The organism is Vibrio sp. PSi01 (assembly GCF_054960695.1).
The window spans coordinates 32,085-56,310 of record NZ_JBHNYN010000023.1 but is presented as its reverse complement, the minus strand read 5'-3'; the positions used below and the strand labels follow the sequence as shown (position 1 = coordinate 56,310).

22 protein-coding genes are annotated in these 24,226 nt (G+C 45.2%); 6 read left to right on the top strand and 16 right to left on the bottom strand.

Going from position 1 to position 24,226, the window contains the following annotated elements:
* Positions 1 to 73: 73 nt before the first annotated feature.
* Positions 74 to 1,597, bottom strand: coding sequence for a YifB family Mg chelatase-like AAA ATPase (locus tag ACFI6G_RS20460; protein WP_016767536.1), 1,524 nt, complete (start codon positions 1,595 to 1,597; stop codon positions 74 to 76).
* Between the two features lie 471 nt (positions 1,598 to 2,068).
* Between ACFI6G_RS20460 and ilvG the strand changes: the two genes are divergently transcribed.
* From ilvG to ilvA, 5 genes are read left to right on the top strand one after another with little or no spacing between them, the layout of a single operon-like run.
* Positions 2,069 to 3,715, top strand: coding sequence for an acetolactate synthase 2 catalytic subunit (gene ilvG, locus ACFI6G_RS20455; RefSeq protein ID WP_010433260.1), 1,647 nt, complete (start codon positions 2,069 to 2,071; stop codon positions 3,713 to 3,715).
* Position 3,716: 1 nt separating this feature from the next.
* Complete coding sequence (gene ilvM, locus ACFI6G_RS20450) at positions 3,717 to 4,001, top strand: acetolactate synthase 2 small subunit (RefSeq protein WP_010433257.1); 285 nt, start codon at positions 3,717 to 3,719, stop codon at positions 3,999 to 4,001.
* A gap of 12 nt (positions 4,002 to 4,013) precedes the next feature.
* Positions 4,014 to 4,982, top strand: a complete 969-nt coding sequence (locus ACFI6G_RS20445) for a branched-chain amino acid transaminase (RefSeq protein WP_462710446.1) — start codon at positions 4,014 to 4,016, stop codon at positions 4,980 to 4,982.
* Between the two features lie 33 nt (positions 4,983 to 5,015).
* On the top strand, positions 5,016 to 6,857 hold the full coding sequence (ilvD, locus tag ACFI6G_RS20440) for a dihydroxy-acid dehydratase (RefSeq protein ID WP_010433252.1): 1,842 nt from the start codon (positions 5,016 to 5,018) through the stop codon (positions 6,855 to 6,857).
* Positions 6,858 to 6,859: 2 nt separating this feature from the next.
* Positions 6,860 to 8,404, top strand: coding sequence for a threonine ammonia-lyase, biosynthetic (gene ilvA / locus ACFI6G_RS20435; protein ID WP_462710445.1), 1,545 nt, complete (start codon positions 6,860 to 6,862; stop codon positions 8,402 to 8,404).
* 99 nt (positions 8,405 to 8,503) lie between these two features.
* Here the strand turns inward: ilvA and punR are convergent, their stop codons facing one another.
* Positions 8,504 to 9,418 (bottom strand): DNA-binding transcriptional activator PunR, encoded by a 915-nt coding sequence (gene punR, locus ACFI6G_RS20430; RefSeq protein ID WP_065100098.1) that lies wholly within the window; start codon positions 9,416 to 9,418, stop codon positions 8,504 to 8,506.
* Positions 9,419 to 9,581: 163 nt separating this feature from the next.
* On the opposite strand from punR, the gene punC reads away from it, so the two are divergent.
* The gene (punC, locus tag ACFI6G_RS20425) at positions 9,582 to 10,793 is read left to right on the top strand and encodes a purine nucleoside transporter PunC (protein ID WP_010433243.1); all 1,212 of its coding nucleotides are present in this window, start codon (positions 9,582 to 9,584) and stop codon (positions 10,791 to 10,793) included.
* Between the two features lie 79 nt (positions 10,794 to 10,872).
* Here the strand turns inward: punC and glmU are convergent, their stop codons facing one another.
* The 14 genes from glmU to mnmG all read right to left on the bottom strand — a co-directional run bounded on the left by glmU (position 10,873) and on the right by mnmG (position 23,760).
* Entirely contained in the window at positions 10,873 to 12,234 is a 1,362-nt protein-coding gene (gene glmU / locus ACFI6G_RS20420; protein WP_010433241.1) for a bifunctional UDP-N-acetylglucosamine diphosphorylase/glucosamine-1-phosphate N-acetyltransferase GlmU, read from the bottom strand.
* 183 nt (positions 12,235 to 12,417) lie between these two features.
* A complete protein-coding gene (locus ACFI6G_RS20415; protein ID WP_010433239.1) occupies positions 12,418 to 12,840 on the bottom strand; it encodes a F0F1 ATP synthase subunit epsilon in 423 nt (140 codons plus the stop codon).
* An 18-nt stretch (positions 12,841 to 12,858) separates the two neighbouring features.
* Positions 12,859 to 14,262 (bottom strand): F0F1 ATP synthase subunit beta, encoded by a 1,404-nt coding sequence (atpD, locus tag ACFI6G_RS20410; RefSeq protein ID WP_009848119.1) that lies wholly within the window; start codon positions 14,260 to 14,262, stop codon positions 12,859 to 12,861.
* Between the two features lie 34 nt (positions 14,263 to 14,296).
* Positions 14,297 to 15,163, bottom strand: a complete 867-nt coding sequence (gene atpG / locus ACFI6G_RS20405) for a F0F1 ATP synthase subunit gamma (protein ID WP_009848120.1) — start codon at positions 15,161 to 15,163, stop codon at positions 14,297 to 14,299.
* Between the two features lie 48 nt (positions 15,164 to 15,211).
* Entirely contained in the window at positions 15,212 to 16,753 is a 1,542-nt protein-coding gene (gene atpA / locus ACFI6G_RS20400) for a F0F1 ATP synthase subunit alpha (RefSeq protein ID WP_010433235.1), read from the bottom strand.
* Positions 16,754 to 16,766: 13 nt separating this feature from the next.
* Positions 16,767 to 17,300: a F0F1 ATP synthase subunit delta gene (atpH, locus tag ACFI6G_RS20395; protein WP_010433233.1), complete on the bottom strand. Its 534-nt coding sequence runs from the start codon at positions 17,298 to 17,300 to the stop codon at positions 16,767 to 16,769.
* 15 nt (positions 17,301 to 17,315) lie between these two features.
* Complete coding sequence (gene atpF / locus ACFI6G_RS20390) at positions 17,316 to 17,786, bottom strand: F0F1 ATP synthase subunit B (RefSeq protein WP_010433231.1); 471 nt, start codon at positions 17,784 to 17,786, stop codon at positions 17,316 to 17,318.
* Between the two features lie 59 nt (positions 17,787 to 17,845).
* On the bottom strand, positions 17,846 to 18,103 hold the full coding sequence (gene atpE, locus ACFI6G_RS20385) for a F0F1 ATP synthase subunit C (RefSeq protein ID WP_004411110.1): 258 nt from the start codon (positions 18,101 to 18,103) through the stop codon (positions 17,846 to 17,848).
* 49 nt (positions 18,104 to 18,152) lie between these two features.
* On the bottom strand, positions 18,153 to 18,950 hold the full coding sequence (atpB, locus tag ACFI6G_RS20380; protein ID WP_009848124.1) for a F0F1 ATP synthase subunit A: 798 nt from the start codon (positions 18,948 to 18,950) through the stop codon (positions 18,153 to 18,155).
* Between the two features lie 8 nt (positions 18,951 to 18,958).
* Entirely contained in the window at positions 18,959 to 19,348 is a 390-nt protein-coding gene (locus tag ACFI6G_RS20375) for a F0F1 ATP synthase subunit I (RefSeq protein ID WP_010433210.1), read from the bottom strand.
* Between the two features lie 191 nt (positions 19,349 to 19,539).
* Entirely contained in the window at positions 19,540 to 20,421 is an 882-nt protein-coding gene (locus ACFI6G_RS20370) for a ParB/RepB/Spo0J family partition protein (RefSeq protein WP_010433208.1), read from the bottom strand.
* Positions 20,422 to 20,444: 23 nt separating this feature from the next.
* Entirely contained in the window at positions 20,445 to 21,218 is a 774-nt protein-coding gene (locus ACFI6G_RS20365; RefSeq protein WP_010433205.1) for a ParA family protein, read from the bottom strand.
* A gap of 14 nt (positions 21,219 to 21,232) precedes the next feature.
* Positions 21,233 to 21,865 (bottom strand): 16S rRNA (guanine(527)-N(7))-methyltransferase RsmG, encoded by a 633-nt coding sequence (gene rsmG / locus ACFI6G_RS20360; protein WP_016767540.1) that lies wholly within the window; start codon positions 21,863 to 21,865, stop codon positions 21,233 to 21,235.
* Positions 21,865 to 23,760 carry a tRNA uridine-5-carboxymethylaminomethyl(34) synthesis enzyme MnmG gene (mnmG, locus tag ACFI6G_RS20355; protein WP_010433200.1) on the bottom strand — a complete coding sequence of 632 codons (1,896 nt, stop codon included), beginning with the start codon at positions 23,758 to 23,760 and terminating at the stop codon, positions 21,865 to 21,867. The genes rsmG and mnmG overlap by 1 nt, the downstream gene beginning before the upstream one ends.
* Positions 23,761 to 24,226 lie beyond the last annotated feature (466 nt).

Genomic DNA, 24,226 nt, shown 5'->3' with positions numbered 1-24,226 from the left:
AAAAAGCAGGCTTTCTTGTTTTTATACCAATCGTAGTAAATAAATGACCCGTTGTTTACTACGATTGGTATTACTATACAGCTTGAGCTGTGAGTTGCTTCAACAACCGATCCATGGCTCGATAGCCAAGCGCTTCCGATAGGTGCTTCTTTTCAATCTGCTCATTACCGTCAAGGTCAGCAATGGTTCGCGCCACCTTGATGATCCGGTGGTAAGCGCGAATCGATAAGCCCAATCGGTGCAATGCCGTTTCCAGAAACTCCGCATCCTCACGTCTTAACGGGCAATACTTTTCAATTTCTCGGCTACCTAACAGTGCATTCGATTTATGATTGCGAGATAGCATCAGCTCACGAGCCTGCCTGACCCTTTGCTTTACGACTTGAGTCGTTTCACCACGGTCGCCACCTTCGGCTAACATCCCTTTGGGCAACAGGGGGATCTCTAACGACATATCGAATCGGTCCAATAACGGCCCTGATAGTCGATTGAGGTAGCGAAGGATGATTTGTGGGTTCGCTCGAGCTTGATTGCCTTCATAATAACCTGTAGGGCTTGGGTTAAGTGCACCGACTAATTGAAAGCGCGCAGGAAAACGCGTCTTACCTGCCGCACGAGAGATAATGATTTCACCCGACTCCAACGGCTCTCGCAAAGAATCGAGTACCTTGCGCTCAAACTCAGGCATCTCATCAAGAAACAATAACCCGTTATGCGCCAAAGATATCTCACCAGGGCGAGGCACCGAACCACCACCCACCAATGCTGCCATTGAGCTCGAATGATGGGGGGACCGAAAAGGTCGTTGCTTCCAGTTGTATTGATTGATCTCTTGTTGAGTTAAAGAAGCGATCGAAGCCGTTTCCATCGCTTCTTCGTTACTCATCTCAGGCAATAAATCGCGTAGTCGCGAGGCCAACATCGTTTTGCCAGTTCCAGGCGGGCCGAGGAACAATAAATTATGGTTACCAGCAGCAGCTATTTCTAATGCTCGCTTGCCTTGCTGCTGGCCGATAATATCTTGTAGGTCGCGAAGCACTGAAACATCAGCCTGATGATGTTCCGTTCTATATAGACCAAGCTGAGCCTGACCACACATATCTGCACAAACCTCCAACAAGGTTTGCGCCGACTTATGTGCCCCTTTACCGACTAAAGCAGCCTGATCGCCATTGTGATGCGGTACGACTAAGCAACGCTCAACTCTGTCAGCAGCGAGTGTTGCAGGCAGTACCCCTTTCACCGAGCGCAACTCACCCGACAGCGCTAACTCACCAATAAATTCATGTTGAGCTATTTTTGATGTGGGTAACTGGTCCGACGCAACTAAAATCCCAAGCGCGATAGGCAAGTCAAACCGCCCACCTTCTTTCGGTAAATCTGCGGGAGCTAAGTTAACCGTGATTCTTTTCGATGGAAACTCAAAGCGAGAATTGATGATCGCGCTTCTCACTCGATCTTTAGATTCCTTGACCGTTGTTTCAGGTAAACCCACCAACGTAAAACCGGGCATTCCATTGCTGATATGCACCTCGACTGTCACTTCTGGAGCCTCTACACCCACACTAGCTCGACTATGAATTATCGCGAGTCCCATAACTTTCCTTTGTCTTTGATTTAAAAGTATTCGCCCTGGATATTCATTGCTCACCAAAGCGATAAGGTTGTTATATAGCGTGGTGGAATGGTGTTTTAATGTGAAAAAAGAATGACATTTTCCTTGTCATGCAGCAGATTTGTGTGATAACACTAGAGATGTAGACATTTACTTAAGACAATAAACGAGAAAACTCGAATTTTATGACATTTAACGCTCGCATTTATGCACTGATTAACCTGATTATCGTAGTCATTATTGAGACTGCGCGGGGGCGAGTGGGAAAAAAGTAACCACGAATTAGAAAAAACCCCCGCACTGAAAAGTTCGGGGGTTTTTTCTAATTTAAAGATTCGATTTTTATAATTTTATTATTTTCGGCTTTGCCGATTTACAGGAAGAATGGGAGCACAAGATGTGCAGAGACAATGGAAACAATTACCAAAATAAAGGTAATACGGAGGAATTACGATGAAAGGCGCAGAACTGGTCGTATCCGCACTCAAGCAACAAGGCATTGAGACCGTATTTGGTTACCCAGGCGGTGCCATCATGCCAATCTACGATGCTCTTTATGACGGCGGTGTTGAACATATCCTATGTCGCCATGAGCAAGGTGCAGCAATGGCTGCCATTGGTATGGCTCGTGCAACTCAAGATGTGGCTGTTTGTATGGCAACCTCAGGCCCTGGTGCGACAAACCTAGTAACCGGCCTTGCTGATGCCTTTATGGATTCCATCCCACTCGTTGCTATCACAGGTCAAGTTGCTAGCTCACACATCGGTACTGATGCATTTCAAGAAATGGATGTGATTGGCATGTCTCTGTCATGTACTAAACACAGCTACCTAGTAACCGATATTGAAGACCTCGCTCCAACACTAGCGGAAGCGTTTGTCGTAGCAAAATCAGGTCGTCCCGGCCCGGTTATTGTTGATATCGCAAAAGACGTTCAATTAGCAGAAACACCTGTCGATGTTCTTCCTGAATTTACACCACCAGCGATACCTGTTGCGACAACTGACGCGATTGAACAAGCACAACACTTCCTATCTCAAGCGACTCGTCCTGTTTTATACGTAGGTGGTGGCGTTCAACTGGCTAAAGCAACGGAATCCGTTCGCGAATTTTTACGCCTAAACCCAATGCCAGCCGTAAGCACGCTCAAAGGCTTAGGTACTATCGAGCGTGACGACCCACATTACCTTGGTATGCTTGGTATGCACGGCACCAAGGCCGCTAACCTAGTTGTTCAAGAGAGTGACCTGTTGATTGTTGTCGGTGCTCGTTTTGATGACCGAGTAACAGGCAAGCTCGATACCTTTGCTCCTCACGCAAAAGTCATTCATATCGATATCGATGCGGCTGAGTTCAGTAAATTGCGCCTGGCAGATGCACCAATTCGTGGTGACATCAACAAAATCATGCCTCAACTGGAACTGAGCCAAGACATCTCATCTTGGGTTCACCACTCTGAAGGGCTACGTACTTCGTTCAAATGGCGCTACGACCACCCAGGCGATCTTATCTTTGCTCCACTACTGCTCAAGCAACTATCTGACATGATGCCTTCAAGCTCTATAGTTTCGACAGATGTAGGCCAACATCAGATGTGGGCAGCTCAGCATATTCAACCACGCGATCCACAAAACTTCATCACCTCTGCTGGATTGGGCACCATGGGCTTTGGTTTACCAGCAGCAATGGGTGCATCGGTTGGTCGTCCTGATGACCAATCTATTCTTATCTCTGGTGACGGTTCATTCATGATGAACGTACAAGAACTTGGCACGTTAAAACGTCGTCAAATCCCAGTGAAGATGGTACTGCTTAATAACTCTCGCTTAGGCATGGTTCGCCAATGGCAATCTCTGTTCTTTGATGGCCGCCATAGTGAAACCATCTTGGATGACAACCCAGATTTCGTGATGCTGGCAAAAGCATTCGATATCCCGGGCAAAACCATCACACGTAAAGAAGAAGTAGAACCTGCATTAAAAGAGATGCTTGAGAGCAAAACCGCTTACCTACTTCATGTTCTTATCGATGAAGAAGAAAACGTATGGCCACTAGTACCGCCAGGTGCTTCAAACAGCGAAATGTTGGAGAACACATAACATGAAAAGATACTTACTAGACATCAAAGCCGATGATAAACCAGTACTACTAGAACGTGTTCTTCGTGTTATCCGTCACCGTGGTTTCATCGTTAAACAAGTGGCAGGAACCCAAAACCAAGAAAGCAAAGTGGCAAGCGTTGAGATCATTGTTGACAGTGACCGTCCGATTTCATTCTTGGTTAATCAAATAGAAAAGCTGTGGGATGTGCGTACCGTTGACGTTATCTCTATCAGCCGTAATGAATTGCCAAACAACAACTTACAACAAAAGATAAGCGCATAAGGAACCGCAAACATGACAGCTAAAACAGCAGACTATATTTGGTTTAACGGTGAAATGGTTCCTTGGGCAGAGGCGAACGTTCACGTTCTTACTCACGCAATGCACTACGGTACTTCTGTATTTGAAGGCGTTCGTTGCTATAACACGCCAAAGGGTCCGGTTATCTTCCGTCACCCAGAGCATGCAAGACGCCTAAAAGACTCAGCGAAAATCTACCGCTTCCCAATTCCTTTTACTGAGGAAGAAATAATGGAAGCGACTCGCGAAACGCTACGCCAAAATAAGCTAGAGTCAGCGTACATCCGCCCTCTAGGCTTTGTGGGTAACGTTGGTTTAGGTGTTTGCCCTCCTGAAAATACAGAAATGGATCTGATCATCGCCGCTTTCCCATGGGGTTCTTACCTTGGTGAAGAAGCGCTAGAAAATGGCGTAGATGCGATGATCTCAAGCTGGAACCGTGCAGCACCAAATACAATCCCAACCTCAGCAAAGGCTGGTGGTAACTACCTATCTTCATTGCTAGTTGGTGGTGAAGCGCGTCGTCATGGTTACGATGAAGGTATTGCTCTGAGTGTTGATGGTTATCTTTCAGAGGGTGCAGGCGAGAACATTTTTGTTATTCGTAACGGCATTCTCTCTACACCACCAGCAACCAGCGCGATTCTGCCGGGTATCACTCGTGACTCGATCATGACACTAGCAAAAGACATGGGTTATGAAATCCGTGAAGAGAACATTGCTCGTGAAGCCCTGTACCTTGCTGACGAAGTCTTCATGACAGGTACAGCAGCAGAAATCGTTCCGGTTCGCAGCGTAGACAAAATTACAGTAGGTGAAGGCAAACGCGGTCCTATCACTGAAAAAGTTCAAGCGGCTTACTTTGGTTTATTCAATGGCTCGACTGAAGATAAGTGGGGCTGGTTAGATTATGTTTACCCAGCAGACCACCCGTCAGAAAACAAAACGCAAACAACTAAGTAAGCAACAGCCAAATATTTTATAAGGATTTAAGCAATGCCAATCTATCGTTCAGCAACGACTACCCACGGACGCAACATGGCTGGTGCGCGCGCTTTATGGCGTGCAACTGGCGTTAAAGATGATGACTTCGGTAAGCCAATCATCGCGGTTGTAAACTCGTTCACTCAATTCGTACCAGGCCACGTTCACCTTAAAGATATGGGTCAACTGGTTGCGGGTGAAATCGAGAAAGCGGGCGGTATCGCTAAAGAATTCAACACCATCGCTGTGGATGATGGTATCGCAATGGGTCACGGCGGCATGCTGTACTCACTGCCATCACGTGAGCTTATCGCAGACTCAGTAGAGTACATGGTGAATGCGCACTGTGCAGATGCGATGGTGTGTATCTCTAACTGTGACAAAATCACTCCGGGAATGATGATGGCTGCAATGCGCCTCAACATCCCTGTAATCTTTGTTTCTGGCGGCCCAATGGAAGCCGGTAAAACCAAGCTTTCAGATCAAATCATCAAGCTAGACCTTGTTGATGCGATGATTCAGGGTGCCGATCCAACCATTTCTGATGCGCAAAGTGAGCAAGTAGAACGTTCTGCATGTCCAACATGTGGCTCATGTTCAGGCATGTTCACAGCTAACTCAATGAACTGTCTGACAGAAGCGCTTGGCCTCTCTCAGCCAGGTAACGGTTCTATGCTAGCAACGCACGCTGACCGTGAAGAGCTATTCATCAATGCTGGTAAACGCATCGTTGACCTAACTAAGCGTTACTACGAGCAAGATGACGAATCAGCACTGCCACGCAACATTGCTAACCGCGCAGCCTTTGATAATGCAATGGCGCTAGATATCGCGATGGGTGGTTCAAGTAACACAGTACTTCACCTTTTAGCGGCAGCTCAAGAAGGTGAGATTGATTTTGATATGGGTGATATCGACGAGATGTCTCGCCGCGTTCCACACCTATGTAAGGTTGCTCCTTCAACACCTAAATACCACATGGAAGACGTGCACCGTGCTGGTGGCGTAATGGCTATCCTAGGTGAGCTTGATCGTGCAGGTCTATTGAACAACCAAACTCGCACCGTTCTTGGTCTAAGCATGCAAGAGCAACTTGCTCAATACGACATCATGCAGACAGAAGACGAAGCCGTACTTAAATTCTTCCGCGCTGGCCCTGCGGGCATCCGTACCACCAAAGCTTTCTCACAAGATTGTCGTTGGGATCGTCTTGATGACGACCGCAAAGAAGGTTGTATTCGTACCAAAGAGAACGCATTCAGCCAAGAAGGTGGCCTAGCGGTACTTTCGGGTAATATCGCCGTTGATGGTTGTATCGTTAAAACCGCGGGTGTTGATGAAGAAAACCTTAAATTCCAAGGCCCTGCAATCGTATTCGAAAGCCAAGATACGGCAGTAGACGGTATCTTAGCGGGTAAAGTAAAAGCAGGCGAAGTGGTTGTTATTCGCTACGAAGGTCCTAAAGGTGGTCCGGGCATGCAAGAGATGCTCTACCCTACCACTTACCTAAAATCTATGGGTCTAGGTAAGTCTTGTGCACTATTAACTGACGGACGTTTCTCTGGTGGTACATCAGGTCTGTCTATCGGTCACGCCTCTCCAGAAGCCGCAAGCGGTGGTGTAATTGGTCTAGTGAACACAGGCGATATCATCACTATCGATATCCCTAGCCGCTCAATCACGCTTGATGTTCCTGAAGAAGAACTAGAAGCACGTCGTGTTAAGCAAGATGCACTAGGCTGGAAACCAGAAAACCGTCAACGTGAAGTGTCTTTCGCATTGAAAGCTTACGCAAGCATGGCAACCAGTGCTGACAAAGGCGCTGTACGTGATAAGTCTAAGTTAGAGGGCTAACTATGAGTGATGACGCCTCCAGTCCCCAGAAACAAACTGGCGCAGATTATCTGCGTCAGATCCTGAGAGCGCCAGTTTACGAAGCGGCGATTGTGACACCTCTACAGGATATGCCACGTTTAAGTGCTCGAATTGGTAACCTGGTTCAGCTAAAACGCGAAGATCGCCAACCTGTGCACTCGTTCAAGTTGCGTGGTGCCTACAACATGGTATCAAGCCTCAATGAGCAACAGAAATCCGCTGGTGTGATTGCGGCATCGGCTGGTAACCACGCTCAAGGCATGGCACTGTCGGGTTCTAAATTGGGTATTCAGACCACGATTGTGATGCCAAAAACCACACCAGACATCAAGGTTGATGCGGTACGTGGATTTGGCGGTAATGTTGTTCTGCACGGCAGTAACTTTGATGAAGCGAAAGCGGAAGCGGAACGCCTTTCGGCTAAACATGGCTACACTTTTGTTCCTCCTTTCGATCACCCATTGGTGATTGCTGGGCAAGGTACGATGGGTATGGAGATGCTGCAGCAAAACGGCCACATGGATTATATCTTTGTGCCTGTTGGTGGCGGTGGCTTAGCGGCTGGTGTTGCTGTGTTAATCAAGCAGCTGATGCCAGAGATTAAAGTCATTGCGGTTGAACCGGAAGACTCGTCTTGCTTGAAGGCAGCGCTGGATGCAGGCGAGCCTGTGGTCCTGGATCAAGTCAGCATGTTTGCAGATGGCGTTGCGGTTAAACGTATTGGCGAAGAAACCTTCCGGCTTTGCCAGCAGTACATCGATGGCCATGTTGCGGTTTCTAGTGATGAGATCTGTTCTGCGGTTAAAGACATCTTTGAAGACACCCGTGCGATTGCCGAACCTTCGGGAGCACTTGCTCTAGCTGGTTTGAAAAAGTTTGCAGAACAAAACCAACTGCAAGGTAAGCAATTAGCAACAGTACTTTCTGGTGCAAACACTAACTTCCACGGTCTGCGTTATGTCTCTGAACGTTGTGAATTAGGTGAGAAGCGAGAGGGTCTACTTGCGGTGACGATTCCTGAGCGACAAGGGGCATTCTTAGAGTTCTGTAATCTGATCGGTGGCCGAGCTGTGACTGAGTTTAACTACCGCCACAATGATGAAAGCCTAGCGAATATCTTCGTTGGTGTACGTCTGCAAGGTGGTCAAGAAGAACTCGAGCACATCATCAATGACCTACGCGAGGGTGGTTATCCTGTTGTCGACCTTTCTGATGATGAGATGGCGAAACTGCATATTCGCTATATGATTGGTGGTAAACCATCGAAACCACTAAAAGAGCGCCTATACAGCTTTGAGTTTCCGGAGTATCCAGGTGCATTGATTAAATTCCTTGATACCTTAGGTACCCACTGGAATATCAGCTTGTTCAACTATCGTAACCACGGTGCTGATTATGGTCGCGTATTGTGTGGCTTCGAACTTGGTGATGATGATTTGGCTCAGTTCTCTACACACTTAAGAGAACTCGGTTATCAGTGTAAAGATGAAACCAATAACCCTTCCTACAAGTTCTTCTTGTCTTAAGAGTTAACTATCAAATCAAAAAAGAGCGAGTGTTTACTCGCTCTTTTTATTGGTGAATATTCAGCTCAAGCTTGAAAAAGATCATTTTATAAAGAGTTATTAGATCGCCTTTCGATGATCCAACCAATCTTGATGAAGTTGCTCACTCGACCCTAAGTACTTCACCATCCATTCGATCAATTTATGGTTATCGTCTTTTCGCCACACCAAACAGCAATGACTCTGCGGGCTTGGTTCTGGCAGTATTTTCTCCACCAGCAAGCCTTGCTCGATAATAGGCGCGGCAATGTGCCTTGGCATGTAACCTACACCAACGCCATTTTTTAGACATTCAATCGCACTATACCAGTTAGGTAACAACAGTCGCCTTTGATTCGAAAAGTGTCCTGTGTGTCGCTTAGGCAGTACACTAGAAGTATCATCCAAACATATTGCTGGGTATTGGCTAACAAACGCTTCATTAAGGTTTTGCTCACGGACGCATGGGTGACTTGGCGACATCACAAATGCCCAATCTAAACGCCCCATATCCTTTACTTCGAAGTCGCCACCGACCGGAATCGCCGAAGTGGCTCCAATGACGACATCCGCCCTGCCCTGTGCAATGGCTTCCCAAGAACCATTAAACACTTCCATGTTGATCTGCAGCTCAGCGAACTCAAAGGTTTGATAAAACTCTTCAATCATCGGCTTCATCTTATCGAGCTTAACCACGTTATCGAGCGTTAGGCGCAAGGTTTTCTTCCAACCACGTGCCGCTCGGCGAGTCTGGGCACTGATCTCCTCCATCTGTCTCAGTAGCGCACGTGCCTCTTCAATGAACAACTCACCTGCTGGTGTCAGCTCTACCTTTCTCGGTAAACGTCTGAAAAGTAGAACATCCAGTTCTTGCTCGACTTGCCGAACACCATAGCTGATCGCTGATGGTACTTTGTGTAATTGCTCTGCAGCCGCAGTAAAACTGCCTAAGCGAGCAACCGTATCGAGCATTTCTAAAGAGGATTTAGAGAACATAAGCCTTCAAATTTTTTGATTGATAACCATATATTTTAGCGTTTTATTTTATCAGTTCTGAAAAATAGAATGTCAGCATAAACAAACAGGGACTTTAACCTCTGTATATCAAACAATTTTTTTGATGATAAAAACATCACTACCTTTAGTTTAATGGCATCTTATGAATATTTCTAAATTTCAATTGGTCTATCTTGCAGTTCTCTCAATGCTTGGTTTTATCGCGACTGATATGTACCTCCCTGCATTTAAGGCAATGGAGATTGATTTCGCAACTGGTCCAGAACAAATCGCACTGTCTCTAACCGTATTCCTTGGCGGTATGGCAATGGGTCAACTTCTTTGGGGTCTAGCGAGTGACAAGTATGGCCACCGAAATACACTGGCGGTTGGTCTTGTTATCTTTACTGCAGCGTCATTCGGCTTAGCATTCAGCACCGAGGTATGGCACCTACTGACACTACGATTCATTCAAGCAATCGGTGTATGTGCCCCAGCGGTAATCTGGCAAGCAATGGTTATCAAGCGCTACTCGCAAAGCAGTAGCCAGCAAATTTTTGCGACTATCATGCCTTTGGTAGCGCTATCTCCTGCACTAGCACCTCAGTTAGGTGTGTTGCTAGCAGACAGTTTTGGTTGGCACAGTATCTTTATCACATTGACGCTAATGGGCGCATTGTTGATCGCAACGACCATGGCTCAACCAAAAGAAGCGCCAGAAGTAAAACAAACATCGATCAAAACCGACATCAAAGCACTGCTTCATTCAAAGCCATACATGGGCAACGTATTGATGTTTGCATCGGCGTCAGCTGCGTTCTTCGCTTATCTAACGGGTATGCCAGAGATCATGGCTCAACTGGGTTATGAAGCAAAAGATATAGGCCTTAGCTTCATTCCACAGACAATTGCATTCATGGCTGGTGGTTATTTCGGTAAGCAAGCAGTGAAGAAGTACGGTGATGGTGTGGTACTAAGAAACCTTATCGGCTTGTTCAGCGTAGCGGCGATGCTTATCTTTATCGCATCACAGTGGGAACTGACATCAATCTGGCCTCTACTAGCACCTTTCTGTTTGATTGCTGTAGCAAATGGCGCACTTTACCCAATCGTGGTAAACCGTGCTCTATCAAGTGCCAAGCAAAGCCCAGCAACGGCGGCTGGTTTACAGAACAGCCTGCAAATCAGTATCAGTGGCCTATCAAGTGCCTTGGTGGCAGCAATGGCTAGCCAAGCATTGAGCGCAACAGGTATCGCAGTGGTAATTTGTTTAGGTGCATTGTGGGTTGGCTACATCATTTCAAACAAAGAGCTATCTGAACATTTCGCTACACCGGATAACTCTCGAGTGGTGACAGATGAGAAACAAGACTAGTTTCTAATCCAATCCCCAAAAAAAAAGAGCGATATTATTCGCTCTTTTTCATATCTAGATAATCATGTTTATTACGAGACTATTTTTTCTTAACCGGACGTTGCCAGTTCGCGATCTTGCGCTCTTTAGCTCGGCTGATAACTAATTCATTTTCAGCAACATCACGAGTTACTGTAGAGCCAGCACCAACGGTAGCGCCGTTGCCAATAGTAACTGGTGCGATTAATTGGCTGTCTGAGCCAACAAATACGTCGTTGCCGATGATAGTCTTAAACTTATTAGCACCATCGTAGTTACAAGTAATTGCACCCGCACCTACGTTTACACGCTGACCAATTTCAGCATCGCCTAGATACGTTAAGTGGTTCGCTTTAGAACCTTCACCAAGGCGAGTGTTCTTCACTTCTACAAAGTTACCAACGTGCGAGTTATTACGCATGTCAGCACCAGGGCGTAGACGAGTGAAAGGACCAACCGTACAGTCTTCACCGACCGTTGCACCTTCAATTACGCTGTATGGACGAACGATGGTGTTGTCATCAATCTCACAGTCTTTCAATACACAACCCGTACCGATAACCACGTTGTCGCCGATGCTTACGCTGCCTTCGATGATAACGTTAGTATCAATCTCAACATCCATACCGCACTGCAATTCACCACGCAAATCGAAACGGCTTGGGTCGCGTAACATTACGCCTTGCTTCAATAGCTTATCAGCCTGCTCAGCTTGGTAAGCGCGCTCTAAACGAGCCAGTTGAGAGCGGTCGTTCACGCCTTCCACTTCAATAGGGCTTACCGGGTGTACTGCTTCAACGGCACGACCTTCATCGTGAGCTGCAGCAATAACGTCAGTCAGGTAGTATTCACCTTGTGCGTTATCGTTGCTTAGGCCTGACAACCAACGTTTCAGATCGCCACCAGTAGCAACCATAACGCCAGTATTGATCTCTTTGATAAGCTTCTGCTCATCCGTAGCGTCTTTTTGCTCAACGATAGCGACAACAGGACCGTTACGACGAATAATACGACCGTAGCCCATTGGGTTGTCCAACACGACCGTTAACAATGCAATACCACCGTTGGGTTGAGCGTCTAATAGATTTTCAATGGTTTCTGGAGAGATGAGAGGCACGTCGCCGTATAGCACAAGTACTTTTTCATCATCCGCGAAGTGCGCAGATGCTTGATCAACCGCATGACCAGTACCCAACTGCTCAGCTTGTAGTGCCCAGTTAACAGACTCTTCAGCTAAAACAGCTTTCATCTGATCACCACCGTGGCCGTAAACCAAGTTGATGTTTTGAGCGCCTAGCCCATTACAAGTGTCGATCACATGTTTCACCATTGGCTTGCCCGCAAGCGTATGCAGAACCTTTGGTGTGTTTGAATACATGCGAGTGCCTTTGCCCGCTGCGAGAATCACTGCGCTAAACTTCATTGTAAACCTATCCAACATTATTTTTATTAAGCCGATATTGTAACCGTTTTGGGTCTATAAATTAAATATCAATCACACTAAACCATTATTAATACGTAAAACTGAACAATTTCGATGTATCAAAAATGCAAAAAGGCGCCCCGTAGGTCGCCTTTATCTCAGAGCCAATAATCTTATAAAAGATTAACGGCGCTGCTTCGTCAGTTCGATAACTCGTAACTGAGCAATGGCTTTAGCCAGTTCACCGGCCGCTTGTGCGAAGTCCATGTCGCCATGCTGATTTTGGATATTCTCCACAGCCTTGCGCTTAGCTTCTTCCGCCTTTGCTGCGTCTAGTTCTTCACCACGGATAGCAGTATCAGCCAGTACAGTCGCTGTACCAGGTTGAACTTCTACCATACCACCAGAAACATAAATGATTTCTTCGTGGCCGTGCTGCTTAACAATACGCACCATACCAGGCTTGATAGCGGTCAGCAGTGGAGTGTGACCATGGAAAATACCAAGTTCACCTTCACTACCGGTCACCTGAAACGTTTCAACAAGACCAGAGAAAAGTTGTTTCTCTGCACTTACAACGTCTAGATGAAAGGTTATTGCTGCCATATCGCCTCCTAGTTAGCCTTATAGCTTCTTAGCATTCTCGATAGCTTCGTCAATTGCACCACAGTACATGAACGCTTGCTCTGGAATGTCATCGTATTCACCAGATAGAAGACCTTGGAAGCCACGTAGAGTCTCTTTAAGAGGTACGTAAACGCCTGGGTCACCTGTAAATACTTCCGCTACGTGGTAAGGCTGAGTTAGGAACTTCTCAATCTTACGAGCACGAGATACAACTTGCTTATCTTCTTCAGATAGCTCGTCCATACCTAGGATAGCAATGATATCTTTCAGCTCTTTATAGCGCTGAAGTGTAGACTGAACGCCACGAGCGATGTCGTAGTGCTCTTGTCCAACTACCAATGGATCCAGTTGACGTGAAGTAGAATCTAGCGGGTCGATCGCTGGGTATAGACCCATAGATGCGATATTACGGTTAAGTACTACCGTTGCATCCAAGTGAGCGAACGTTGTTGCTGGAGACGGGTCAGTCAAGTCATCCGCAGGTACATATACCGCCTGTACAGACGTGATAGAACCAGCTTTAGTTGACGTGATACGCTCTTGCAGAACACCCATTTCTTCAGCTAGTGTAGGTTGGTAACCTACCGCAGAAGGCATACGACCTAGAAGTGCTGATACTTCAGTACCTGCTAGTGTGTAACGGTAGATGTTATCAACGAACAGTAGAACGTCACGACCTTCGTCACGGAAGCGCTCTGCCATTGTTAGACCAGTCAGTGCAACACGTAGACGGTTACCTGGTGGCTCGTTCATCTGACCGTAAACCATCGCTACTTTTGATTCTTCAGGTTTTTCGATGTTTACAACACCTGCTTCCTGCATTTCAAAGTAGAAATCGTTACCTTCACGAGTACGCTCACCTACACCTGCAAATACAGATAGGCCTGAGTGTTGAAGTGCGATGTTGTTGATAAGTTCCATCATGTTAACGGTCTTACCTACACCAGCACCACCGAATAGACCGATTTTACCACCCTTAGCGAATGGACAAATCAAGTCGATTACTTTAACACCAGTTTCTAGAAGAGCTGTCTCGTTAGACTGCTCTTCGTAGCTTGGAGCTTCACGGTGAATGGCGTAATGCTCTTCAGCACCAATCTCGCCACACTCATCAATCGCGTCACCTAGGACATTCATGATACGACCCAATGTCTTAGTACCTACTGGTACTGAGATTGGAGCGCCAGTATTTTCAACTGTCAAACCACGACGTAAACCATCAGAGCTACCCATTACGATTGCGCGAACTACGCCACCGCCAAGTTGTTGCTGAACTTCAAGAACTAGACGCTCTTTCACTTCATTAACATTCAGAGCATCGTATACACGAGGTACTTCGCCCTGTGGGAACTCTACGTCGACTACCGCACCGATGATCTGTACGATCTTACCTGTAGCCATCGTTAATCCTCTAACTATTTAGTTTTACCTAAGCTTAAACCGCAGCTGCGCCTGAAACGATCTCAGAAAGTTCTTGTGTAATCGCCGATTGACGGGCTTTGTTATACACAAGTTCTAAGTCATCAATAATGTCACCAGCGTTATCTGTTGCTGATTTCATAGCAATCATTCGAGCTGCTTGCTCACAAGCAAGATTCTCGACCACACCTTGGTACACTTGAGATTCGACATAACGAACCAATAGTGCATCTAGTAGTGGTTTTGGCTCGGGCTCATAAATGTAGTCCCAAGAATGACTGCGTTTCATTTCTTCGCTATCTGATTTAGGCAAAGGAAGTAATTGATCGATCGTTGGTTCTTGAACCATAGTGTTTTCAAACTTGTTGAACACTACGAACAGGCGATCTAATTCGCCTTCATCATATTTCTTCAGCATAACGCTTACAGAGCCAATCAAGTCTTCAAGGCTTGGACGATCGCCCAGACCTGAAACTTGAGCTGCTACTTTCGCGCCGCTGTTGTTGAAAAATGCTGTTGCTTTAGAACCTACAATTGCAAGCTCTACATCAGCACCTTTCTCAGACCAATCTTTCATGTCGTTCATGGCTTTCTTGAACAAGTTAATGTTCAAACCACCACAAAGACCACGGTCTGTAGAAACGATGATGTAACCAACACGTTTGGCTTCACGTTCCTCAAGATAAGGATGCTTATACTCGAGGCTACCATTAGCCAAATGACCGATCACTTTACGCATTGTTTCTGCATATGGACGAGTAGCTTCCATTGCGTCTTGAGAACGACGCATTTTTGAAGCTGCTACCATTTCCATTGCTTTCGTAATCTTCTGTGTGCTTTTAACACTACCGATTTTATTACGTATCTCTTTTGCGCCGGCCATCGTTACTCTCCGTTAATGGTATGAGGTGGCCCTAAGACCACCTACCAATTACCAGGTCTGGGTTGCCTTGAAATCGTCAACAAGCTTCTTCAGCTCAGCTTCGATTTCTTTATTGAAAGCACCCGTTGTGTCGATCTGTGTTGCTAGATCGGCATATTGACCACGAGCAAACGACAGTAAAGCAGCTTCAAAATCTAGAACTTTTGACAGTTCAACATCTTGAAGGTATCCACGCTCTGCAGCGAAGATTACTAGAGCTTGGTCAAATACAGACATAGGAGCGTATTGCTTCTGCTTCATCAGTTCTGTAACTTTTTGACCGTGGTCTAGTTGCTTCTTAGTCGCTTCATCAAGATCCGATGAGAATTGTGCAAATGCAGCAAGTTCACGGTATTGAGCTAGAGCAGTACGGATACCGCCAGATAGCTTCTTGATGATTTTAGTCTGCGCCGAACCACCTACACGAGAAACTGAGATACCTGGGTCAACAGCTGGACGTACGCCGGCGTTGAATAGCTCAGTTTGTAGGAAGATCTGACCATCAGTAATCGAGATTACGTTCGTTGGTACGAATGCAGATACGTCACCAGCTTGCGTTTCGATGATAGGAAGAGCAGTTAAAGAACCAGTCTTGCCTGTCACTTCGCCGTTAGTGAATTTTTCTACGTATGCTTCGCTTACACGAGCAGCACGCTCTAGTAGACGAGAGTGAAGGTAGAAAACATCACCTGGGAACGCTTCACGACCTGGTGGACGCTTAAGTAGTAGCGAGATTTGACGGTAAGCTACAGCTTGCTTAGATAGGTCATCATAAACAATCAGTGCATCTTCACCGCGATCACGGAAGTATTCGCCCATCGCACAACCAGCATAAGGTGCAAGGTATTGCAGCGCTGCAGATTCAGAAGCCGATGCAACAACAACAACAGTGTTTGCTAGTGCGCCGTGCTCTTCTAGTTTGCGAACTACGTTAGCAATAGTCGACGCTTTTTGGCCGATAGCTACGTAGATAGAGAAAATACCAGAATCTTTTTGGTTAATAATCGCATCGATCGCCATTGCTGTTTTACCAGTCTGACGGTCACCGATTACTAGTTCACGTTGACCACGACCGATAGGGATCATTGAGTCAACAGACTTGTAACCAGTTTGAACAGGTTGATCTACCGATTTACGGTCGATTACACCTGGTGCGATAATTTCTACAGGCGAAGTCAATTTAGCTTCGATTGGACCTTTACCATCAATTGGCTCACCTAGCGTGTTTACAACACGACCAAGCATTTCAGGACCTACTGGTACTTCTAGAATACGACCAGTACCTGTAACTTTCATGCCTTCCTGTAGGTCAGCATACGGGCCCATTACAACAGCACCAACCGAATCACGGTTCAAGTTCAGTGCTAGAGCGTAACGGCCACCCGGTAGTTCGATCATTTCACCTTGCATCACGTCCGCTAGGCCGTGGATGCTAAGGATGCCATCGCTTACAGAAACGATAGTACCTTCATTGCGAGCTTCACTAACAACGTCGAAAGATTCAATACGTTGTTTAATTAGATCGCTAATTTCAGTGGAATTAAGTTGCATGCTCCAATCCCCATTAAGACTGCAATGCATCGCTCAGGCGGTCTAAACGACTGCGCGCTGAGTTATCGATGACTAGGTCTCCGGCTCGAATAATAACTCCACTAAGTAGAGTCTCATCTATACTGCAATTCAGCTGAACTTTGCGCGCAAGGCGCAGTTCCAATTTGCTGATAATGCTTGTGCGTTGTTCTTCAGAAAGTTCAACAGCTGAAGTAACTTCAACGTCGATCTCTTTCTCATACTCTTTTTTGAGTATAAAGAACTCTTTACAAACATCAGGAAAAGCCATTAAGCGGCCATTCTCTGCCATCACTTTAATTAAGTTCTGGCCGAATTCATCAAATTGTTCGCCACAAATTACAATGAATACTTCAGCTAATTTTTCAGCAGTCATAGAACCGCTTAATAAATTGTGAACATCATCATTTTGTGCCACTTCGGCAGCAAAAGTAAGCATTTGACCCCATTGGTCTAGCTCACCTTTATCTACCGCAAAGTCAAACGCTGCTTTAGCATAGGGGCGTGCGATTGTAGTCAAATCAGACATATACAGCCCCTTGCTTTAAAGTTTTGCAGTAATGTTGTTAAGAAGATCATCGTGTACATCTTTATCGATTGTACGCTCAAGGATTTTCTCAGCACCAGCTATAGCCAGAGTTGCGACTTGTTTGCGCAGGTCATCACGGGCACGTGTACGCTCTGCTTCAATTTCTGCTTCAGCTTGCGCTAAGATTTTCTGGCGTTCTGCCTGAGCTTCTTCGCGTGCTTCATCAATAATTTGAGCTTTACGTTTGTTTGCCTGATCAATAACCTCAGTTGCAGTGCGCTTTGCTTCTTTCATTTGCTCAGAAGCGTTGGCTTGTGCCAGGTTCAAGTCTTTAGCAGCGCGTTCAGCGGCTACAAGACCGTCAGCAATTTTTTTCTGACGTTCTTCAATTGCTTGCATGATTGGTGGCCATACATATTTCATGCAGAACCAAACAAACAGTGAAAAAGCAATTGCTTGACCTAGCAGAGTTGCGTTCATATTCACAACAGCTACCCCTCGTTAAGAATCAACTACAAAAATTTAATTAACTATTAAAGAGTTAATTAGCCTGCTAGTTGACCAACAAATGGGTTAGCAAACGTGAATAGTAGTGCGATTACGATACCGATCATTGGAACAGCATCCAGTAGACCAGCGATGATGAACATCTTAACTTGTAGCATTGGAGCCATTTCAGGTTGACGCGCAGCGCCTTCTAGGAATTTACCACCAAGAATAGCAAAACCAATTGCAGTACCTACGGCACAAAGACCAACAATAATAGCAACAGCGATTGCTGAAAAACTTAGTACAGTTTCCATTTACGTTCTCCGATTAACATTAATAGTTAGAATAAAGCTTAAAAATTTTTTAGTGATCACTATCTTCATGAGCCATTGATAAGTAAACGATTGTCAACATCATGAAAACAAACGCTTGAATCAATATAACTAAGATATGGAAGATAGCCCAAGGTAGTGCACCTACCCATTGTAAGTACCACGGTAGCATTGCCGCGATAAGAATAAACACCACCTCACCCGCAAACATATTACCAAATAAACGCATACCTAGAGATAGTGGCTTCGCTAATAACGAAATTACCTCAAGTACCAAGTTAAATGGGATCATGATTGGGTGATTAAATGGATGCAGTGCCAATTCTTTAGCAAACCCGCCTAGGCCTTTCACTTTGATGCTGTAGTAGATCATCAGAGCAAAAACACCCAAAGCCATTGCCATGGTTATATTTACATCAGCTGTAGGAACCACTTTCAAGTAAGGGATACCTAGCCAATGCTCTGCAGGATATGGTAAGAAATCGATAGGCACTAAGTCCATCAAGTTCATAATGATAATCCAGCAGAATATAGTCAGTGCTAGTGGGGCAATCAGAGGGTTGCGACCATGGAAAGTTTCTTTAACGTTGTCGCCAACGAATTCCACTACCATTTCAACAAAACACTGAAGCTTACCAGGTACACCTACTGTTGCTTTCTTAGCGACTGAGCGAAAAACCCAAAGGAATAACATCCCTGTCAACACCGAAAAAAACAGACTGTCTATATGTACGTTCCAGAAACTTGTCTCCTCTACAAGACCAAACTTAGCTAAAGAAAGGTTTTGTAAATGGTGTTCAATGTATCCGGATGCTGTTGGCGCAGCCATAACTCATCCTATTTTTTATTGTTAATGAAAAGCACTGGCGCAAAGATATTAATACCTAGAACCAGTAAATAGGTCAGTTTGAGGGGAATTAATTCCACCTGCATATACATGTAGACAATAGAGAATAGTAGAACTGTGATAAGGATCTTTAGTGCTTCGCCTGCGTAAAACGACGCCGCAACTAACTTAGTTGCGCGAGCTCCACAAAATAGGAAAGCACACACACAAAAAACCACATTCGCGATGACAAAAATACCGCCACCAACCAATGCAGCAAAACCCCAATCAGGATTAACAGCTAAACCTAACCCTATCGCCACTAATATAACCGCGCTAAGCTCGATCAATAACATTTGCTTTGCAAGCACTCGTCCTGGTCTTGCTAACGCCGCTACCATGTATTCGTTCCTCTTTAAGCCCACTTTACCACTCGCTTAAAAGCGTGCTGAGAAATTGGCGAAAATTATACGTTCAGCCAAATTGATTGCAATAAGAATGCAGCAATCATTTACATTTCTGTATACAAACCGACAACTTTTGTAAGAAATTACTTGTTTATTTCATAATTGACCTAAATCAATTATCTCATTTAGTACTCTAGTTTAGCAATAAGTTGCTCTAATTTGTGAGGCTCATCAAGAGTAATTGTCACTTTTGACTTACCGCTAACAGAACGAGTAACTGAAACGTTTGCTTGCAATTTTTCCGTGAGTCTTCGTGAAAGTTCGATGGCCTCAGTGTCTTCGGGCTTCGATTCAGCTTCAACGTCTGGTTTTAAGCACTTTTTGACAAGTTGCTCAGTTTGACGCACGGTCATTTTTTTGGTTGCTGCAGTATTCGCTGCCTCAACCTGGGTAACACCTTCAAGCGCAAGCAGTGCTCTAGCATGCCCCATTTCTAGTTGTTTACTGGAAACTAAACCTTTTACTTCATTTTCGAGCTGATTTAGACGTAATAAGTTACTAACGGTAGCTCTGGATTTACCAATCACATCGGCGACCTGCTGATGTGTCAGTGAAAACTCGTTCTGCAAGCGCTCTAGCGCTTGTGATTCTTCGATAACATTCAGATCTTCACGTTGAATGTTCTCGATCAATGCCATCGCAATCGCGGCCTTGTCTTCTACTCTCTTGATCAAGCATGGAACTTGTTTAAGACCAGCTTGACGAGCCGCTCTCCAACGACGTTCACCAGCAATAATCTCAAATTGGTCGTGCGCTAAAGGGCGTACAACGATCGGTTGGATAATGCCTTGAGATTGGATAGATACCGCTAACTCTTCTAGCGCTTCCGGCGCAATATCCTTACGCGGTTGATATACACCTGGCTTTAAGCAACCGACAGCAAGTTCGATGAGCTCACCATCAGCCGATAACGCTTGACTATGAGAAGCTACTTGTTGTTTTTCACGAGCCAGAGAGCTAGTTGCAAGCAATGCATCTAGCCCCTTTCCTAAACCGCGCTTAGACATTGAGCGAATTCCTTTGGTTAGACCTATACTGGGACTTCTTCACGACGCAACATTTCGCCTGCAAGAGCAAGATATGCCTTCGCTCCTGCGGAATATTTGTCGTAGTACATTGCTGGCTTGCCATGACTAGGCGCTTCTGCCAGACGCACATTTCTAGGGATAACAGTTCGGTAGACTTTGCTACCAAAATGTTTTTTGAGTTGATCAGATACTTCGTTCGATAAGCGGTTACGAGGATCGTACATAGTACGTAGAAGACCTTCGATCTTAAGATTCTCGTTTACTACCGCAGCGAGTTTACTGATGGTATCCATCAACGCAGTCAAACCTTCCAATGCAAAATATTCACATTGCATCGGAACCAATACGGAATCAGCCGCAGCCATCGCATTGATTGTAAGCAGGTTTAAAGAAGGTGGGCAATCGATAAAGATGAAATCATAGTTATCGCGAACTGATGCGAGCGCGTTCTTAAGACGAACTTCACGAGCAAACACTTCCATTAATTTGATTTCTGCCGCAGTCACATCACCGTTTGCGGCGATGAGGTCATAATTGCCAGATGTACTCCGACAAACTACCTCATCAAATGGGGTGTCTTCAACCAACAAATCGTAAGCAGTTGCTTCAACCTGATACTTGTCGACACCGCTCGCCATAGTGGCATTACCTTGAGGATCGAGGTCAACAACCAATATCTTGCGTTTTGTTGCCGCCATTGATGCTGCCAAATTAATGCAAGTTGTTGTTTTTCCTACGCCACCTTTCTGGTTGGCAATTGCTACTATTTTACCCACTATGGCCTCGCTGATTATCCCTGACGCGATAAAGTAACTAGATGACGCTCTCCATCAAGCTCTGGTACTTGCAAAGCTTTAATGTCTGTCACTGAACACCATTCAGGTAACAGATCAATTTCGTCTCTAGGATGTTGTCCTTTAAGAGCCAAAAATACACCGGATTGCTCTTTAGGTAAATGGTGACACCACTCTACCATGTCTGTCATTGACGCAAACGCACGACTGAGCACTGCATCAAACTTTTCTTCAGGTTGAAATTCTTCAACGCGACTTTGAACCGGTACTACGTTGTCGATACCCAGCTCATGAATCACCTGCTTGATGAAACGAATACGCTTACCTAAGCTATCTAACAAGTAAAACTCACGGTCAGGGTTCATGATTGAGAGCGGAATCCCAGGAAGACCAGGGCCGGTACCGACATCAATAAAGCGCTTGCCTTGTAAGTGAGTGCTAACAATGATGCTATCTAAGATATGTTTCACCATCATTTCTTGCGGGTCACGAACAGACGTTAAATTATAGGCCTTGTTCCATTTATTGAGTAACTCAACGTAGCCCACTAATTGGCTACGTTGTTTTTCCGATACTTCAAGTTCAGTCTGGCCAATCAGGTGATCCAGTTTTTCGCGCAATACGCTCATTATGCTTCCTCACCTTTTTTCAACAGGCCATGCTTTTTCAGATAAACCAACAAAATCGAGATTGCAGCAGGTGTAATACCAGAGATACGCGATGCAATACCGATCGAGTCAGGTTTAGCGGTAGTTAGTTTTAGAACCACTTCATTAGAAAGCCCTTTTACCTTGCTGTAGTCGATGTCAGCCGGCAGTTTGGTGTTTTCATGACGCAGTGATTTTTCAATTTCATCTTGTTGACGCTGGATATAACCATCGTACTTTACTTGGATCTCAACTTGCTCAGACGCTTGTTGATCTTCCAGTGCCGGACCAAAACGATCCAATGCAGTTAGCTGTGAATAAGTCATTTCAGGGCGACGAAGAAGATCTTCACCGCTCGCTTCACGAGACATTGGTGTTTTAAGAATTTGGTTCAGTTGATCAATATCTTCAGATTTAGGATTAATCCACGTTTCTTTCAGACGTTGACGCTCTTTCTCCATGTTTTCTACTTTCTCATTGAATCGAGCCCAACGAGCGTCATCCACCAAGCCAAGTTCACGTGATTTTTCCGTCAAACGGATATCAGCGTTGTCTTCACGAAGGAGCAAACGGTATTCCGCGCGAGACGTAAACATACGGTAAGGTTCTTTGGTGCCCATCGTCGATAAGTCATCGATAAGAACGCCCATGTAAGCTTGATCGCGACGCGGGCTCCAGCCTTCTTTGCCTTGAGTAAACAAACTTGCATTGAGACCTGCCATCAAGCCTTGTGCAGCTGCTTCTTCGTAGCCAGTGGTACCGTTGATTTGACCCGCAAAGAATAGACCTTTAATAAACTTAGTTTCGTAAGTCAGCTTAAGGTCGCGAGGATCAAAGAAATCGTACTCAATCGCATAGCCAGGGCGAACGATATGAGCATTTTCAAAGCCCTTCATCGAACGAACAATTTGAACCTGTACATCAAACGGTAGACTGGTAGAGATACCATTCGGGTATAGCTCATGAGTCGTTAGACCCTCAGGTTCGATAAAAATTTGGTGACTGTTCTTATCAGCAAAACGCATCACTTTGTCTTCAATCGAAGGACAGTAGCGAGGGCCAATACCTTCAATCACACCCGCGTACATTGGGCTGCGATCTAGGTTAGCGCGAATAACGTCATGCGTATTTTCATTGGTATGCGTGATGTAACATGGAATTTGACGAGGCTGTTGAGTTCGGCTACCCATGAACGAGAAAACAGGCGTCGGGTTATCACCGTGCTGAACCTCAAGCTCAGAAAAATCAACGCTACGCGCATCGATACGAGGGGGTGTACCTGTTTTCAGGCGATCAACTCGGAATGGAAGATCACGAAGACGGTCAGCAAGTGCGATCGATGGTGGATCACCGGCTCGACCACCAGAAGAACTTTCCATACCAATATGGATCTTTCCGCCTAGGAAGGTGCCAACAGTCAGTACCACAGCATCAGCGCGGAACTTAAGGCCCATCTGCGTCACCACACCGACCACTTGATCTTGTTCAACGATCAAATCATCAACCGATTGTTGGAACAAAGTTAGGTTTGGTGTGTTTTCAAGAGCATTTCGAACAAAAGCTTTGTAAAGTGCGCGGTCAGCTTGTGCACGAGTCGCACGAACTGCAGGGCCTTTTGATGCGTTCAATGTTCTGAACTGAATACCTGCATGATCAATAGCTTGCGCCATTAATCCACCCATTGCATCGACCTCTTTAACCAAATGGCCCTTACCGATCCCGCCAATAGCTGGGTTGCAAGACATTTGTCCTAACGTATCGATATTATGAGTAAGTAATAACGTACTTTGACCAGTACGTGCAGATGCGAGTGCGGCTTCCGTTCCTGCATGGCCACCACCAACAACGATGACGTCAAATTTTTCGTGATAAAGCATGAACCAACCTCAGGTATTCAAATGTTTTCTAGACAGATAAAAAGGAGCGATATTCTACCTGTTTTCATAGCTTGAGAAAACGTTTTTGGAATTTTTCGAAAAAGCAGTTTTTAATTAATATAGATAAGATCTTTAAAGAGATCTTTTATTAGATCTATTATTAGGATTGAGGGTGTCTGTGGATAAGTCAAAAATGATCAACAAGATCATGGATCTTTTTTGGATCAAACTATGTGATCTAACTTTGATCATGATGAGGATTAGCTGGGATCAAAATGGCTACTTATTCACAGGGTGAAATTAGTCTAAAACTTGTTATTTGGATAACTATAGGTTAATCACCGTATATGTATGATCTTATCCACAGAAGAAATTGAAAATAAATGGATAGTTTTTAATTTTTTTGGAAAAAGTTATTCACAATCACGATATTCAGAGGCAAAAAAAGCGGCATAAGCCGCTTTTT